Here is a 15,350-nt window from a genome sequence, read left to right as displayed (position 1 = left end):
AGCGGCATATTTTAGTGCAGCGCATTCCGCAGCAGCGTGATTAACAGCAATGCAGCCACGACCAAACACACGACTACAAGCTTTTTTTCTTGACCGTCAAATCGGTTCATACCCAGACACTCCTGTGCTTAGACTGCTTCACCGCCGGCGTGCGACAAAGCTGACCGTTTGAGCACGCATAATTACAGATTCGCCGTCGCGGTCTATTTCCAATTCCATCGGCTGCACAGAAACATGCAATTGCTCCCAATCGGCATAATTGGATCTGAGCCGGTATAGAACGTCCGGCTTGCGCATGACCACTTCGATCAGCGTTTTCCGCGGCCGTCCGCTCTGTTTGTCATATTCCTCAATATCGGTGTTCATCACAATACAATTCATGCCTCCGCGTTTCGTGCCTTCAGCCATGCGACGCAGCACTTTTTCAAACACCTCTTGGGATTTCACGTGCTCCAAGCTCGAAGCGGCTACAATATAGTCATACGTATCCTCCCTAATCGCAATCTCACCGATGTCGGCGGTGTCTGCGGTGATCGCAGGTTGAACCTGGAATTGTTTCGCGTACTCTCGCAGCTTCTCGACCGCCACCTCCAACAAATCGACACAATGCACCCTGCCGCCGGACGGCATCGCCATTTTCGCCAGCGGAATGCTGTTTCTGCCCACTCCGCATCCCAGATCCAGTATCTGCACAGGCTGGCCAAGGCTAAGGCGGGAGGCGTATTCCATGATCACGGGCACCGGCTGGTGGAGCCACGAGCCCTTCTCGTACAGTTTATAGTTTTCAAAGCATTTCTCATGGTATTTTTTCTCTTCCTTACGTATGAGTTCCAATCGGGATGTATCCATGTGCGTATCCTCCTTTTCGCGAATGGCTTTACAGCAGCGTCTGAGGAAGGCAAAACCGAGCCGGCCTGGTTCGCCCGGCTGCTGGGATTTATTGATCACAGCGTGACTAACACTTATCTCAGTCGCTGAGACACGGTGTGCTTTGCAACTTAAGATGTTTTACCACTACGCCGCGGGTTCCAAACAGCGAAAAAATGAAGGTCGGAGCCGTGCGATAATGAAAACGTAGGTGCCCTCTGGACCAATACGGCAGTGCGCAATAGGAGACAGGCGAAAAATTTGCTAAAATGATTTGCATGAGCGTAACGCATGTTGAACAAAGCAGAGAAGCACAGAGGAGGACGCGATTTGTTAGGTTTTTTGCTTGATTTAGACGGCACACTATATCACGGAGATGCTCCGATTCCCCATGCGCCCCAATTTATTCAATGGCTCCGCCAGCAAGGCTATCCCCATTTATACGTAACCAACAATTCATCCCGGACTGCCGATGAGGTGGTGGCCCATTTGAAAAAAACCGGAATAGACGCAAGCCCTGACGAAGTGCTCACGTCATCTCAGGCTTCTGCGCTGTATATGCAGGAGCATAATGCTGCCGGCAACAAGGTGTATGCGATCGGTGAGAACGGTTTGTATCAGGCGCTCCGGGCCACGGGCTTTGAACTCGTGCAGGACGGGGTGCGTGCTGATTTCGTTGTACAAGGTATCGACAGGGAGTTCAATTACGGCAAGCTTGCCGCCGCCGTGCACCATATCCGCAGCGGGGCCGCTTACGTTGTGACTAACCCGGATCATTTGCTGCCGTGGAACAATGAGCTGCGCCCGGGAGCAGGTTCTATTGCGGCGGCCATCGAGCGGGCAAGTGAGGCGGAGCCTGTCATTATCGGCAAGCCGTCGCCGATCATCATGAATTATGCGATAGAGAGGCTGGGGCTGCCGAGGGAGCAAGTCTGGGTGGTCGGCGACAACCTGCAGACCGATATTAAAGGCGGCATCGCGGCAGGCTGCCGCACCGCTCTTGTGTTGACCGGCCTTGCCAGCCGCGCCACGCTGCAAGCGCAGCTGGAGCGCACCGGCGTGAGGCCGGAGCTGGTGTGCGGCCATCTTATGGAATTGGCCGATGCGCTGTCGCAGGCTTAACGGGGCCCGGTAAGCCGTTGTTTTGCGGCGACCGGCCGCAGGCATTGGCCGTATGCGCAGCGCTTGTGTGACGCGGCGGCCGCCTGAGAATTCTGTTAATCATAATGCTCCTCTTTATGTTTATTCTTTCTTGTTGAGAAACGAACTGCCATCCAAACAACCAATAGTCCCAGAGCTAAATATGCAAAGTTGGAATACATATCCATATAGTGTAAAACATTTTCCCACGAATTTCCCATAGCAGCACCTATGTTAACCAGCACCGAATTCCAAATGAGTGTTCCTGTTGTGGTAAGGAGTAAAAACTTCCAAAAATTCATCCGTGCCATACCAGCCGGAATGGAGATCAAGCTTCTTACTAAGGGGACTAATCTGCAAAAGAATACTGTCCAGGCACCATACTTTTGAAACCATTTCTCCGAACGGTGAACATCTTTTCTTGTTATTCTGAAAATGCGTCCCCATTTATCTACAAGCCTCTCCAGTCGCTCAGTGCTTAGCTGCATACCGATAATATATAAAACAATAGCTCCGGTAACAGATCCTAAGGTAGAAACCAATATTACACCGGTTATGCTCAATTTTGTATTTGTAGTCATGAATCCACCAAATGTCAAAATGACTTCTGATGGAATGGGTGGAAAAATATTCTCCAAAGCAATTAATAGAAAAATCCCTATATAACCAAAACTATTGATTATCTCTGTAATCCAGTTTGCCATTTAAAACCTCCGACATTTAAGTTATTATTTATTAAAAAACAATGAAGCAATCCAATATAGCACAGCAATCCAAATCAATATAATGATAATTCCAGCTGTCCAGCTTTTCGTTTTTCCCTTTTAGGATGTTTGTAGGCTTCCGCTAATACACGTATATCTTGTTTTATTTTTTGCTCGTGTCTTTAAATTAGCATCTGTTTCCCCCATTTTATTCTCCTCCAATGAGTAATCTCTGTATATAGACAGTCTAATCTCGGTTTACTAATAATGCAACAAGTGTTACATTTATAACAAAAAAAGTTCACTTAAGGAGATTAGAAATAGATGGAAATCCAAGGATGGATCATTTTTTCCTATAAAATTCCTTCTGAACCTTCTTCTATCAGAGTTCGTGTATGGAGAAACCTTAAAACGCTAGGAGTCAATTATATTCAGCAATCGGTTTGTATCGGTCCCAATACTGAAGAAATGCAAAAAAAATTAAAGAAATTGAACCTTCTTATCAGTGAAAATGGGGGCGAAACCTCACTACTTGAAGTTGAAAAAATGTCCACCGTTTCTGAAGAAAAGATAATATCAGAATTTAATAAGGCACGTACACTAGAATATAAAGAGTTTATTGAGGAATCAGAAAAGTTTCTAAAAGAAATTGAAAAGGAAACGAAAAAGTTGAATTTTTGTTTTCGAGAAATCGAAGAAAATGAAGTTGAATTACGCAGACTTAAACATTGGTTAATCAAAATTAAAAAAAGAGATTTCTTTCAATGCGAGTTGCAAAAGCAGGCAATTGAAATTTTTGAAACATGTAACAAAGCATTCGAAGAATTTATTGAAACGGTATACCTGCAAGAAGGAGTATCAGGCGAAGAAGGTTAAGGATGATTGTATGAAAACTCCGCGCTTCCCTTGTCATTTACTGGCGTTCATGAGAAAATGTATTTATACTGTTTTTTAATTTGATAAAATATATCTATTTTCACGTAACCGCTTTTATTTGACCGCCCGTTATGATTTTTTTGCCCTTTTTGGAGAGGAGGGGTTTGGAATGAACTTAAATCAATTAGAGACGCTGCTGACGATTTCCAAAACCATGAGCTTTCGTAAAGCCGGCGAACTGTTGAACTTAACTCAGCCCGCTGTGTCCGCCCAAATCAAGAGTCTTGAGGATGAATTCAAAACGGTGCTGATCGACCGGAATCAGCCTGTCACACTTACCGACAGCGGCCGTGTATTTCTCGAGCATGCCGAGATGATCCTACAAACCGTCGAAGACCTCAAGCAGCGTTTGAACGATTTGAATCAAACACCGCAGGGCCACATTCACCTAGGCACCACTACTTCCATAGCCATCCAGATTTTGCCGCGCGTCCTGTCTTATTTCCAAAACCAGTTTCCATTGATTAAAACATCTATTCATTCGATGACCACATCGCAAATTATGAATAGCGTCGACAACGGCACCATCGACATCGGCATCACATACCTGTTCGAAAAGCATCCTTCCCTAGAAAGCTCCGTGCTGTACTATGACACGTTCGAGCTGGTCGTTGCACCCGATCATCCGCTGAGTAAACACGCACATGTACCGATTGAACAACTGCAGGGTCTCCCGTTGATCATGCTTTCGCCGGAAACGGCGGGCCGTCGTTTTGTCGATCAGATATTTAAGCAATTAAACATAGCGCCCCAGATAGTGATGGAACTGCCCAGCAGCGAAGAAGTCAAACGGATGGTCGAGCTGAACCTGGGTGCCGCAATTATTTCCAAATTGTCCATCGCCAATGAGCTCAGGTTGGGCACATTAAAAATGGTCAAGGTAAATGAGCTTGAGATCAGTCATCCGGTTGGAGTGGTTTACAAGTCCGGCCGATATTTGAGCTCGGCTCTTCACCAATTTTTGCAGGATCTCAAAGGCATGCAGGAAATACAATTCGTTGGATCGGAGTGATTACGATGAAATTCGATTTGCATACGCATCACGAACGCTGCGGTCATGCGATCGGCACGATACGCGATTACGTAGAGGCAGGTATCCGTCACGGCCTGTCTGTCATAGGCATTTCGGACCATTCCCCCTATTTTGCGAGCACTAATGACCGGGAACAGCCGGGTATCGCGATGGCCAAAAGTGAATTCTCCCGTTATGTGGATGAGGTGCTGAGGCTGAAGGAGGAGTACAGCGGAAGGATTCACGTGCTGCTTGGCCTGGAGTCGGATTTCTTCCCCGAGCATGCTAATGTGTACCGTGCGGTGTATGAGCAGTATCCTTTCGACTATATCATTGGCTCCGTGCATTTGTCGGGCGGGATCAGCATTTTTAATAAAAAGCGGTTTAACGGGCTGACGGAGCAGCAGAAAATCCAGCATAAGGAAGAGTACTACGATTTGATCGAGCAGTCAGCTCGCAGCGGCATGTTTCAAATTCTCGGACATATCGATGCCATGCGCGCGTATTACGCACCTTTTTCGGATATTCCGACCGAAGCGGTAGACCGGACGTTGAAGACGATCGCTGAGTACGACATAGCCATTGAAATCAACACTTCCGGCAAGACCAAAGATTGCGGCGGGTGGTATCCGGTTGACGCCATTTTGGAGCGTGCGCTGCACTATGGGGTTCGCGTGACCTTCGGATCCGACGCCCATGTGCCGGAACGTGTGGGCGACGAGTGGGATCAGGTAAGCGCACGATTGAAGGAAATCGGCTTCAAGGAATGGGTGTATTTCAAGCAGAAAGAGCGCCAAGTCGTACCGCTGTAAGATCTCGTACTTGACAAAAGAGGCGCGGTTCTTGCCTCCGTGCACGGCAAGTCGTTCGCGATGGTGGCCGACAAATGCACATGCTGGCACCTTGTTTCCCACGAGCAGAGCGATGGCGTGCTGTACTGGAGCCGCGTAGGCGATGGCTGTTGTTGTCATAGGCTCACTAGCATGCATTGATGAAAATAATAGGGTTCGCTGCTTGGCGCGGCGAACCCTGTGTCTGTTGCACATCTTACGAGTTTGCTCCAGCGATCTGCGGTATACGGTCTGTGGGTGGATGCCGCCGCGCGCCTACAACTGATACGAGACCGCACGCTTCCAGCCTGCGACAGCCTGCTCCCGATATCTAAGATCCTTCTCCGGGTGGAACGTCCGGTCGTACCCCTTCAGCTGCTCCAATTCGGACATGTCGCTCCACAGGCCTACTGCCAACCCGGCAAGGCTCGCGGCACCAAGCGCTGTGGTTTCGATGACTTGCGGCCGGGTGACGTCTACGCCCAGCACATCAGCCTGAAACTGCATAAGAAAATCGTTGCGCACAGCACCGCCATCCACCCGCAATTCCTTCAGACGGATGCCGGATTCCTCCTCCATCACTTCTAACACGTCGCGGCTCTGGAACGCGATAGATTCCAATGCTGCGCGAACGATGTCTGCTTTCGTGGATGCTCTCGTCAAGCCGGTGATCATACCCCGGGCATCGGGTTCCCAGTAGGGTGTGCCAAAACCGGTGAATGCGGGCACAAAATAAACGCCTCCCGTATCCGGCACCGACTTGGCGATAGCCTCTGTCTCGGAGGCATGCTGAATAATGCCGAGGCCGTCCCTTAGCCACTGAACCACCGCGCCGGCATTGAAAACACTGCCCTCCAAAGCGTAGGTCAGTTGGCCGTTTAAGCCCCAGGCGATCGTGGTGATCAGCCCTTTTTCGGACCGTATCGGCTGGGCTCCGGTGCATTTTAGAACGAAGCATCCGGTTCCGTATGTGTTTTTCGCCATACCTTCGCTGCTGCACCCTTGACCGAACAAGGCGGCCTGCTGGTCGCCGGCGGCGCCGGCGATAGGAACGTTGACGCCCCCGCCCAGGAGCCCTGTATGGCCGTAAATCTCGCTCGATGATCTAACCTCAGGCAGCATGGCCTTGGGTATGTTAAATTCAGTCAGGATGTCGTCATCCCACTGGGCGCTATGTATATTAAGCAGCATCGTTCTTGACGCGTTTGTGACATCCGTCACGTGTTGGCGGCCTTCCGTCAGCTTCCAAATGAGCCATGAATCCACCGTACCGAACAACACTTCTCCCCGCTCCGCTTTTGCCCGGATATCCGGATAAGTGTCCAGCAGCCACTTCAGCTTCGTACCGGAAAAATACGCATCCAGCACGAGCCCTGTCTTGCCGCGAATCGTCGTCTCCCAACCGCGCTGCCTCAGTTCCTCGCACATCCCGCTGGTTCTGCGGCACTGCCACACGATGGCTGGATGCACTGGCTTACCGGTCATTTTGTCCCACACTACCGTTGTCTCGCGTTGATTGGTGATGCCGATCGCAGTAATATCCGTTACATCTACGGCTGCAACCGCCTCACGAAGCACAGCCAGCTGTACCCTCCATATTTCATCCGCATCATGCTCCACCCACCCCGGCTGCGGAAAAAATTGTGTAAACTCTTGCTGCGCCGTGTTCACTATACCTCCGTGCGCGTCGAACACGATGGCTCTGCAGCTTGTCGTGCCCTGATCGATCGCGACAACATATCGGGACTTGTTCACCTTATGTCTCCCTCCCTACAACGGTGTCCGTTACGTTACAAGCGCTTTCACAGATGCAATCTAACACACTATGTTTTTTCTTGTCAACCCATCACTGCTCCAGCCGGTTGCTTAAACCGAACCACCGTGCTATGATAGCAATAATCATCACAAGTTAATATCTTGGTCAGAGAATGAGAGCAGACCGGAACATACCCTGTGGAGTCAACACGCTGGGTCATGTTTGCGGTCTTTTTTGTTCTTCGTCACATGCTACACACGACAAAACAAGGTGGGATAACGATGACTAATACATTTTCGGCAGTGCAGCGGCAGCAATATTTGACGGAGCTGGGTGCATCTCCAGTTGATGTGCTTGTTATAGGGGGAGGAATTACAGGTGCGGGCATCGCCTTAGACGCGCAGAGCCGCGGCATGAACACCGGCTTGATCGAGATGCAGGATTTTGGCGCGGGCACCTCCAGTCGTTCGACAAAGCTCATTCACGGCGGGCTCCGTTACCTCAAGCAGCTGGAATTCAAGCTGGTGGCCGAAGTCGGCAAAGAGCGCGCTATCGTATACGATAATGCCCCGCACCTAACTACACCGGAATGGATGCTGCTGCCGATCATTGAACGGGGCACGTATGGCAGGTTAGCCACTTCGCTGGGCTTGCTCATCTACGACCTATTGGCCGGAGTACGTCGGCAAGAACGCCGTATCATGCTCAGCAAAGACAAAACGCTGGCAATGGAACCTCTGCTGCGCAAGGACAAGCTGAAGGGCGGAGGCTATTATGTTGAATACCGGACGGATGACGCGCGTTTAACAATTGAAACAATCAAGGAAGCAGTCCGTCGGGGCACTAAAGCAGTGAACTACGTAAAAGTCGAAGAGCTGCTGTACGAGGAGGGCAAAGTGGTTGGGGTGAAAGCGGTTGATCAGTTGAACGGCACTGCTGCTGCAGTACGGGCCAAGCGTGTCATCAACGCTGCCGGACCATGGGTCGACACCATTCGCGAGATGGACGGCTCCAAACAAGGCAAACGGCTGCATTTGACCAAAGGCGTACATCTCGTCATCGACGCTGGACGCTTCCCGTTAAATCAAGCCGTCTATTTCGACGCGCCGGACGGGCGTATGGTCTTCGCCATCCCGCGTGACGGTAAAACATATATTGGCACCACAGATACTAACTATCACGGTGACATTGCCCGTCCGCGGATGACCGTGGAGGACAGGGATTATATACTGCGCGCGGCGAATTTTATGTTCCCATCGCTTAAGCTGCACCCGAAAGACGTGGAATCCAGCTGGGCCGGGCTTAGGCCTCTTATTCATGAAGACCGCAAATCGCCGTCGGAGCTGTCCCGCAAAGACGAGATCTTCATCGCACCCTCGGGCTTGATCACCATTGCCGGGGGGAAGCTGACGGGCTATCGCAAAATGGCCGAGCGTATCGTCGATCTCGCGGCCAAGCAGTTGGAACAGGAAGGGCACGCACCTTATCCTCCGTGCGCTACCGAACGTATCCGCCTGTCGGGCGGCGAGGTCGGGGGTTCCCGGGGGTTCGCCGAGTACATGGAGGAGAAGGTCAACGCCTGTGCACGCAACGGTATAAGCGAAGCCGACGCGCGTATGTGGGTGCGCCGCTACGGCTCCAACACGGATGGTGTGCTGGAGCTGTATCTCGCGCACCAGGCCGAAGCCGGTCGGTATGGGCTACCGTCGGCATGGTACGCCTCGCTGCTCTATAGCATAGAGGAAGAAATGGCTGCTACGCCGGTAGATTTTTTCATCCGCCGCACAGGTGCGCTCTACTTCGATATCAGCGCAGTAAGGCGCTGGAAGCATCCTGTCACCGCATATATGGCGCAGCGATTCGGGTGGGACCGACAGCAAACCGCCCGGCACACAGCTGTGCTGGACCGGTCTATCTCTGACGCGACCGAGCCGCTGCCTGAGGAGACGGACTAAGTCGGGCCGGTCTATTCCTTCACAGGCCGGCCCCTTCCTGCTCGCCATTTCGTCGCGCTCAGTCACGGCTAATATCGGCTCCAAATCTCCTTGCGGGAGGTGGTCACGGCAACTGCTCCCGCCTGCAAAGCCAAATCCACCTCTTCCGTGGTCCGAATCAGACCTCCTGCAAGAATGGGAATTTGAAGCCTCTCACACATTTCGGCTATAATATGCGGCATCACCCCGGGCAGGACTTCAATGAAGTCGGGCTGATTTTTTTCCGTCAATTTATAGGTCATTTCCAGTGCGATCGTATCGAGCAAAAAATGCCGTTGAATGGCTAGCAGCTTGTTCTTCTTGGCGGTAGCGATAGCGGCGCTCTTCGTAGATATAATTCCCGCAGGCTGCACCGTCTGGCAAAGAAACTCGACAGCGTATTCGTCGTTCTTCAGCCCATGGATTAGATCCGCATGGATCAACAGCTTTTTCCCCCGGCTCCGAGCCAATTGCGAGACACTCATCAGCTGTGAAATGTGGCTGTCCAGCAGCACCAAGTATTCAAATCGACTGTCCACCAGTGTCTCCAAGTCCCTCATCTTGCGTACCGCAGGAAGCACCTTTTGCCCAAACAAATTCATTGATTTGCCCCCTCATCCATTCACAGTCCGAGCTTTTTACCAAAGTTTCTCGGTTCACACGCGATTATTTTCCGCCCACATGGGAACGTAGTTGAATAATACCAATTAAGGGGATAACAGTTTCTGGGAAAACGTTATATGGCTGGGTGAGTCTGTCACTCCGGAACAGCAGCCGCCTTTGACAAAAAAACGCCTGCAACCAGGCGTTTTTCTATTGTACAACTGTTTGTCCGGGACAGCCGGATAGCAGCTGCGCCCCGATCAACAGCCATATCCGAAACAAATACTCACGACGCGCATACGCCGGACTCGGTCTTCGCAAAGGTCAGCAAGAATGATGTTTCCGTATCATTGCTGGTAAAAGAAATATCTCCGTGATTTTTGGCCATAATCTGTTTGCAGATCGCGAGGCCCAACCCTGTGCCGTTTGCTTTATCCGTGACAAACGGGTTAAAAATAGTCTTCTGCAGCGCTGCCGGGATGCGTGGCCCATTGTTGCTCACTTCGATGTAGACATGGTTCGCGTCCTCGTATGCGCTGATGTGTATCTTCCTCTCTGATTTGAGCGCGGTTAAGGCATCAATGCCATTATTCAACAGATTGGACAACACTTGCTGAATAGCTAGCTTTTGCACCAGCAGCGTAGTCTCAGCCGGAACGGACAATGTAAGGTCTACATTTTCATTGATCAGGCGCGGGCCCAGAAGCGACAGGTTGTGTTCTAGCACCTGTTTCACGGATATACTAACCAATTCTTCTTCCATGATCGGTTTTTTGGAGAAGCTCAGAAAGCCCGTGACCTGCATATGAATGTTGTCGCACTCGTGTTCTATGAAATCGAGATATTTCAACGGCTTATCCACGACCTTGTTTTGTATCCCAGACCGCAGCAGCTTTAAGAAGCCTTTGATAGAGGTCAACGGGTTGCGAATCTCATGCGCCATGCTGGCCGCCATTTTGCCCACCAGGTTCATCCGGTCCTCATGCAGTTCATCCATGGCTACATCCCTCTGCTTAAACCGTACCACTTCATGCTGTCTAAAGGAACGACAGACCTCCATTTCAAAATAATCGATTCGGGCGAACAGCTGCTTCAATAAGCTGACGGTTAGCCACAGTTCTCCCACCTCTAACAGTGCACGCCGCCATGAATGGGAGCTGTACATGATTTGAAAATATTGAATTTCTTTTTGATCCGATTGAATGTACCAATTTACTGCCGAGTGCAGTGCAGGATGCAGCTCCGCAGGGATGTGCAAATCCGTTATGTATGTAAAATAAGCTGTGCCCTGTTGATACAATTCGATCGTGTCAAACCGATCAGGCAGGCGCTCACTGACGTTGCTCAGCCAAGTGCTGACAAACTCATGACGCATCTCACGAAATTGTGCTATTAGGGGATCATTCTCCATGATGAAATAACCTTCCTGTAAAAAAGTATTGGCGTGCGAGGGACAGAAAGCTACTGTCCGACATTGCCAGCCCCGAGCAATCTTACCGGTATGGATACGATTGCGGTAGCCAGCCGACACACGGAGTTTGCTGTGAGACCTCAGCTCTGTGTCTCAATCTTTCGACAGGCTGATGGGTAGTTTTGAAAATGTTTACAATTCTATTCTATAAATCGCATTGTATCATATTGAATGAGACAATAGTTTCGTTTTTTTTACCAAATCATTACTTGCATTGAGGCTTATGGCCTGTTTTACAGTGCTCACTGTGTCTACTCGAGCTCCACCATCGCCTTAATCACTCCGCTGTCCGGCCGCAGCCAGCCGTCATAAGCGTCGATCATCTGATCAAACTGTACGCGATGGGTGATGAAGCCACCCGTATCAATCCGGCCATCCCGCATGGTGTCAATCACATGTTCCAAATCGCGGCGTGTTGCGTTGCGGCTGCGTATGATTGACAATTCCCGTTTGTGCAGTTCGGTATCGTTGAACGTAATGTCTGCTTTGACCAGACCTACATAGACCAGCCTGCCGCCATACGCGGTATACCGCACGGCCTGCTCCATCGACTTCACATTTCCCGTCGCGTCAAACACAACGGTCGGGAAGTCTCCCCCAGTGATATTTTGTACGTTCCGTAGAGCGTCGTCGTTCGCATTGACAGTGAAATCTGCAGGCACCCATGATTCACAAAACCTGAGGCGCTCAGCGTTGATATCAAGAGCAATCACTTTTGCTCCAGCCAGTTTGGCAAACTTCATCACACCCAAGCCGATTGGACCTGCACCGATGACGAGCACGAATTCTCCCCGGGCAATGCAAGCCCGCTGAACCGCATGCGCGCCGATACCGAAGCATTCCACCACGGCCGCCTGATCCAGGGTTAGGCCGTCGGCATTCAGTAGATGGTCGGCAGGGACTGCCAAGAACTCACGCATGCCGCCATCCTCATGCACACCGAGGACACTCAGCTTGGCGCAGCAATTGGTCTTTCCGCTCCGGCAGGCGATACACTCACCGCATTCAAGATAGGGGATGATCGTGACGGGCTGACCTTGGCGCAGTTCGCTGTCATTGTCGCCTATCTCAACGATTTCGCCGGCCAATTCATGCCCAAGGATACGGGGATATGAGAAAAAGGGCTGATTCCCGCGGTAAGCGTGCAAATCGGTGCCGCAGATTCCGATGCGACGGATACGAACCAGTGCGGCTCCCTCCGCCCTGTCCGGCATTGGCATGTCCGTCATAGCAAAATGGTGAGGGCGCTGGCAAGTAATCGCTTTCATTCAATGTGCCTCCTATGGATCCTATGTTCTTCAGAAACGATGCTGTCCCCGAACGATTAAATTTTGTTAATACACAATTCTCATTATATGTAAAAAACTATTCCTTTCCAAGGTCCATCCGGATAATTATTTTTTGACCACCGGCTATACTTCCGCCCTTACAGATATGTCGGTTCTGATTTTAAACTGCAACTTGCGGAAGCAGCAATCGCGGTGAAAAAGAAAACGCAAACCCCCGTCGGCGTTACACAGCGATACTCCATTCTAGCGGCCGCCGGCCCGAAGTGCGCGCTCATGAATTAAATTGACAACGCTTACATTTTGTCTTTTAATTAGGTGGGGCATATTTTGCAGCATGAAAAATTGCACTTAAAGGAGTCGTGCTGATGAACAAGCAGGTAGTGTCAATGATAGTCTGCAGTGTACTGTTGTTCAGCTCTACACCGGTTCTGGCGGGCAACTCCGACCGGCACGGACGGGAAGTGTTGGGGAAAACCGATGGCTGGGCGTCCTTCGCCAGCGGAACGACAGGAGGCGCAGCAGCGGACGAAGCCCATGTATTCACCGCTGCGAATAGGACTGAGCTTATGCAAGCTCTGGGTGGCGACAATGCAACCAACCGCATGAACAGTACGCCGAAGATCATTTACGTGAAGGGCACTATTGACATTAACACGGATGACAGCGGCAAACCGCTTGGCATGGAGGATTATAAGGATCCGAGCTATGACTTCCAGCAGTATCTCAGTACGTACGCGCCGGAGGCGTGGGGCAAGACAGAAGTGACGGGCCCGCTGGAAGATGCGCGCGCGCGTTCCGCAAAAAACCAAAAGGATCACATTGTGATCAACATTGGCTCCAATACCACACTTATCGGTGTCGAGGACAATGCGAAAATCATAGGCGGGGCGATTTCCGTGAAAGGCGTGGACAACGTCATTGTTCGCAACATTGAGTTTGTCGCTCCAATCGATTACTTCCCGGCGTGGGATCCGTTGGATGGTGATGAAGGGAATTGGAATTCAGAATACGACGGTTTAACAATCGATGCATCTACGCATGTGTGGGTGAATCAGAACACTTTTGGCGACGGGGATCATACGGATACCGAATCCGGTACTTATTTCGGGCGAAAATTTATGCAGCATGACGGTCTGTTGGATATCAAAAACGGTTCAGACTATGTGACTGTGTCGCACAATCTGCTCCAGGATCACGACAAGGTCACTCTGGTTGGCTCCAGCGACACAAGCAAAATCGATGGCGGGCATTTGAAAGTCACGTTCCACCACAATCATTTGAAAAATTTAAGCCAGCGCACGCCGCGTGTCCGTTTTGGCGAAGTGCACATTTACAATAATTATTACCAATACAACCAAGGGTCCGATTATGATTTCAGCTATGCTTGGGGTGTGGGGGTGAACTCAAAGACCTACGCGGAGAACAACTTTTTCGAGTTCGACTACGAGGCGGATATCTCGAAGGTGATCGGGCAGTTCAAGGGCACTTCTATCTTTGAAACCGGATCGATCGTGAAAACACCGGGCGGTGTCCAGCGGGATGTTGATCTCGTAAAAGCGTATAACGATGAAAACAGCGTGCAGCTGAACGAAAACGTAGGCTGGGAACCAACCCTGCACGATCACATTGATACCACTGATGCGGTGCGTGGTAAAGTCCGAGCGCGAGCAGGCGCCGGCAAGCTGCGTTGATCCGTGCCTCTGAGCCTGCTGCTGCAGTGAGCCGGGGCTAAGGCGCGCGCAGGGAAGCGAGCTGCACCGCCGCTGCTGCAGGAGCAGCTGCGTTATGTATGCGGCTAAGTCCACGCGATGCACACAACAGGGCCGCTGCACCCACTCCGCAATAGCATAGCCCAACAGACCGGGAGTAGCTTATCCCGGTTTTTTTATAGCACCAAACCAAGCTGTCGCCCATAAGATGAGTTAAACGGCTCATTTGGAGGATTCTCGGATGTATTGGACAAATCCCAACTATCACCGGCCGGCGCTGCAGCCGATTTGGGCGGAAAACTTGCGGAACACACTGCAGTTAATTAAGGAGTCAGTGCAGGGAGAACGGCACGATGAGTTGTTATACGAAGAACTGATTGCACTGGCACCGTCACCTGAGCAAGCTGAGGTCATCGCTGCAATACGAGATGACGAACGGGGGCACCGCCGTATGTTCCGTGACATGTTCCGCGACCTCACCGGGCAGGACATTCAGCCTGTCAATGCTGCGCAGTATGAGCATGTAACGTCTTATGTCGCCGGCCTGCAGCAGGCGTTGCAGGGTGAGTTAGCCGCCGTCGAAACGTACCGCAGGATCTGGTTTGGTGCGCCCGTTGGCATTTACCGTGATACTGTGTTCGGCATTATACTGGATGAGTTGAAGCATGCAAGCCAGTATAATTACCTGTTTACTTTGAACTTGCTAAGCAGCCACGAGTAGCTGCACAATAACTCATTCGCTTGTGCCCGGCTCACAACGGCTTCGTCGGATTGAGCTTCACAGAGTACACGGGACCGGCGGTCAGAATACCGGCAGTGCCCTGGCCCCGGATACGCATTTTCGACGAGGTCCCGTGTCAATCAATGCATGACGGACGGTTTGTACCTGTTGTGCGGTACTCATCACAATAGTTTTATTTTACCCCGGAGCCGCAAGAGGCTCGCTTCCATCCGCCGCCTGGGCCTCAGCATAGGTCCGACTTCTCCTGAAGCGGACGAGCCTCACTGCCGTCTCACGTGCCGGCTATACCTACTAATCATAGTGCGTTTAACATACTTC

The 15,350-nt window shown here is 51.0% G+C and carries 13 protein-coding genes; 7 read left to right on the top strand and 6 right to left on the bottom strand.

The window, feature by feature from the left end; genetic code table 11:
- Positions 1-138: 138 nt before the first annotated feature.
- Positions 139-849, bottom strand: coding sequence for a class I SAM-dependent methyltransferase (locus CBW46_RS08320; RefSeq protein ID WP_089199550.1), 711 nt, complete (start codon positions 847-849; stop codon positions 139-141).
- A gap of 348 nt (positions 850-1,197) precedes the next feature.
- Here CBW46_RS08320 and CBW46_RS08315 point away from each other — a divergent pair, with 348 nt between their 5' ends.
- Positions 1,198-1,989, top strand: coding sequence for an HAD-IIA family hydrolase (locus CBW46_RS08315; RefSeq protein ID WP_089199549.1), 792 nt, complete (start codon positions 1,198-1,200; stop codon positions 1,987-1,989).
- Positions 1,990-2,084: 95 nt separating this feature from the next.
- On the opposite strand, the gene CBW46_RS08310 is transcribed toward CBW46_RS08315, so the two are convergent.
- Entirely contained in the window at positions 2,085-2,711 is a 627-nt protein-coding gene (locus CBW46_RS08310; RefSeq protein WP_089199548.1) for a DedA family protein, read from the bottom strand.
- 324 nt (positions 2,712-3,035) lie between these two features.
- Between CBW46_RS08310 and CBW46_RS08305 the strand changes: the two genes are divergently transcribed.
- The 3 genes from CBW46_RS08305 to CBW46_RS08295 all read left to right on the top strand — a co-directional run bounded on the left by CBW46_RS08305 (position 3,036) and on the right by CBW46_RS08295 (position 5,471).
- The gene (locus tag CBW46_RS08305) at positions 3,036-3,587 is read left to right on the top strand and encodes a Chromate resistance protein ChrB (protein WP_089199547.1); all 552 of its coding nucleotides are present in this window, start codon (positions 3,036-3,038) and stop codon (positions 3,585-3,587) included.
- Between the two features lie 169 nt (positions 3,588-3,756).
- A complete protein-coding gene (locus CBW46_RS08300; protein WP_089199546.1) occupies positions 3,757-4,659 on the top strand; it encodes a LysR family transcriptional regulator in 903 nt (300 codons plus the stop codon).
- Positions 4,660-4,664: 5 nt separating this feature from the next.
- The gene (locus tag CBW46_RS08295; protein WP_089199545.1) at positions 4,665-5,471 is read left to right on the top strand and encodes a histidinol-phosphatase; all 807 of its coding nucleotides are present in this window, start codon (positions 4,665-4,667) and stop codon (positions 5,469-5,471) included.
- A gap of 294 nt (positions 5,472-5,765) precedes the next feature.
- Here CBW46_RS08295 and glpK read toward each other — a convergent pair whose 3' ends face one another.
- Positions 5,766-7,244 (bottom strand): glycerol kinase GlpK, encoded by a 1,479-nt coding sequence (gene glpK / locus CBW46_RS08290; RefSeq protein ID WP_089199544.1) that lies wholly within the window; start codon positions 7,242-7,244, stop codon positions 5,766-5,768.
- Between the two features lie 282 nt (positions 7,245-7,526).
- Here glpK and CBW46_RS08285 point away from each other — a divergent pair, with 282 nt between their 5' ends.
- A complete protein-coding gene (locus CBW46_RS08285) occupies positions 7,527-9,200 on the top strand; it encodes a glycerol-3-phosphate dehydrogenase/oxidase (RefSeq protein ID WP_089199543.1) in 1,674 nt (557 codons plus the stop codon).
- Between the two features lie 68 nt (positions 9,201-9,268).
- Here the strand turns inward: CBW46_RS08285 and CBW46_RS08280 are convergent, their stop codons facing one another.
- From CBW46_RS08280 to CBW46_RS08270, 3 genes are all read right to left on the bottom strand, one after another.
- Positions 9,269-9,820, bottom strand: a complete 552-nt coding sequence (locus tag CBW46_RS08280) for a glycerol-3-phosphate responsive antiterminator (protein WP_089199542.1) — start codon at positions 9,818-9,820, stop codon at positions 9,269-9,271.
- A gap of 287 nt (positions 9,821-10,107) precedes the next feature.
- On the bottom strand, positions 10,108-11,232 hold the full coding sequence (locus tag CBW46_RS08275) for a sensor histidine kinase (protein WP_089199541.1): 1,125 nt from the start codon (positions 11,230-11,232) through the stop codon (positions 10,108-10,110).
- A gap of 311 nt (positions 11,233-11,543) precedes the next feature.
- On the bottom strand, positions 11,544-12,560 hold the full coding sequence (locus CBW46_RS08270) for a zinc-binding alcohol dehydrogenase family protein (protein ID WP_089199540.1): 1,017 nt from the start codon (positions 12,558-12,560) through the stop codon (positions 11,544-11,546).
- Between the two features lie 386 nt (positions 12,561-12,946).
- On the opposite strand from CBW46_RS08270, the gene CBW46_RS08265 reads away from it, so the two are divergent.
- Positions 12,947-14,272, top strand: a complete 1,326-nt coding sequence (locus CBW46_RS08265) for a pectate lyase family protein (protein ID WP_089199539.1) — start codon at positions 12,947-12,949, stop codon at positions 14,270-14,272.
- Between the two features lie 259 nt (positions 14,273-14,531).
- Positions 14,532-15,011: a ferritin-like domain-containing protein gene (locus CBW46_RS08260; protein ID WP_089199538.1), complete on the top strand. Its 480-nt coding sequence runs from the start codon at positions 14,532-14,534 to the stop codon at positions 15,009-15,011.
- Positions 15,012-15,350: the final 339 nt, after the last annotated feature.

Origin of the sequence: Paenibacillus xerothermodurans (assembly GCF_002220865.2) — a bacterium.
Classification (GTDB): domain Bacteria; phylum Bacillota; class Bacilli; order Paenibacillales; family NBRC-103111; genus Paenibacillus_S; species Paenibacillus_S xerothermodurans.
This window is presented reverse-complemented; position numbering and strand designations above follow the sequence as displayed.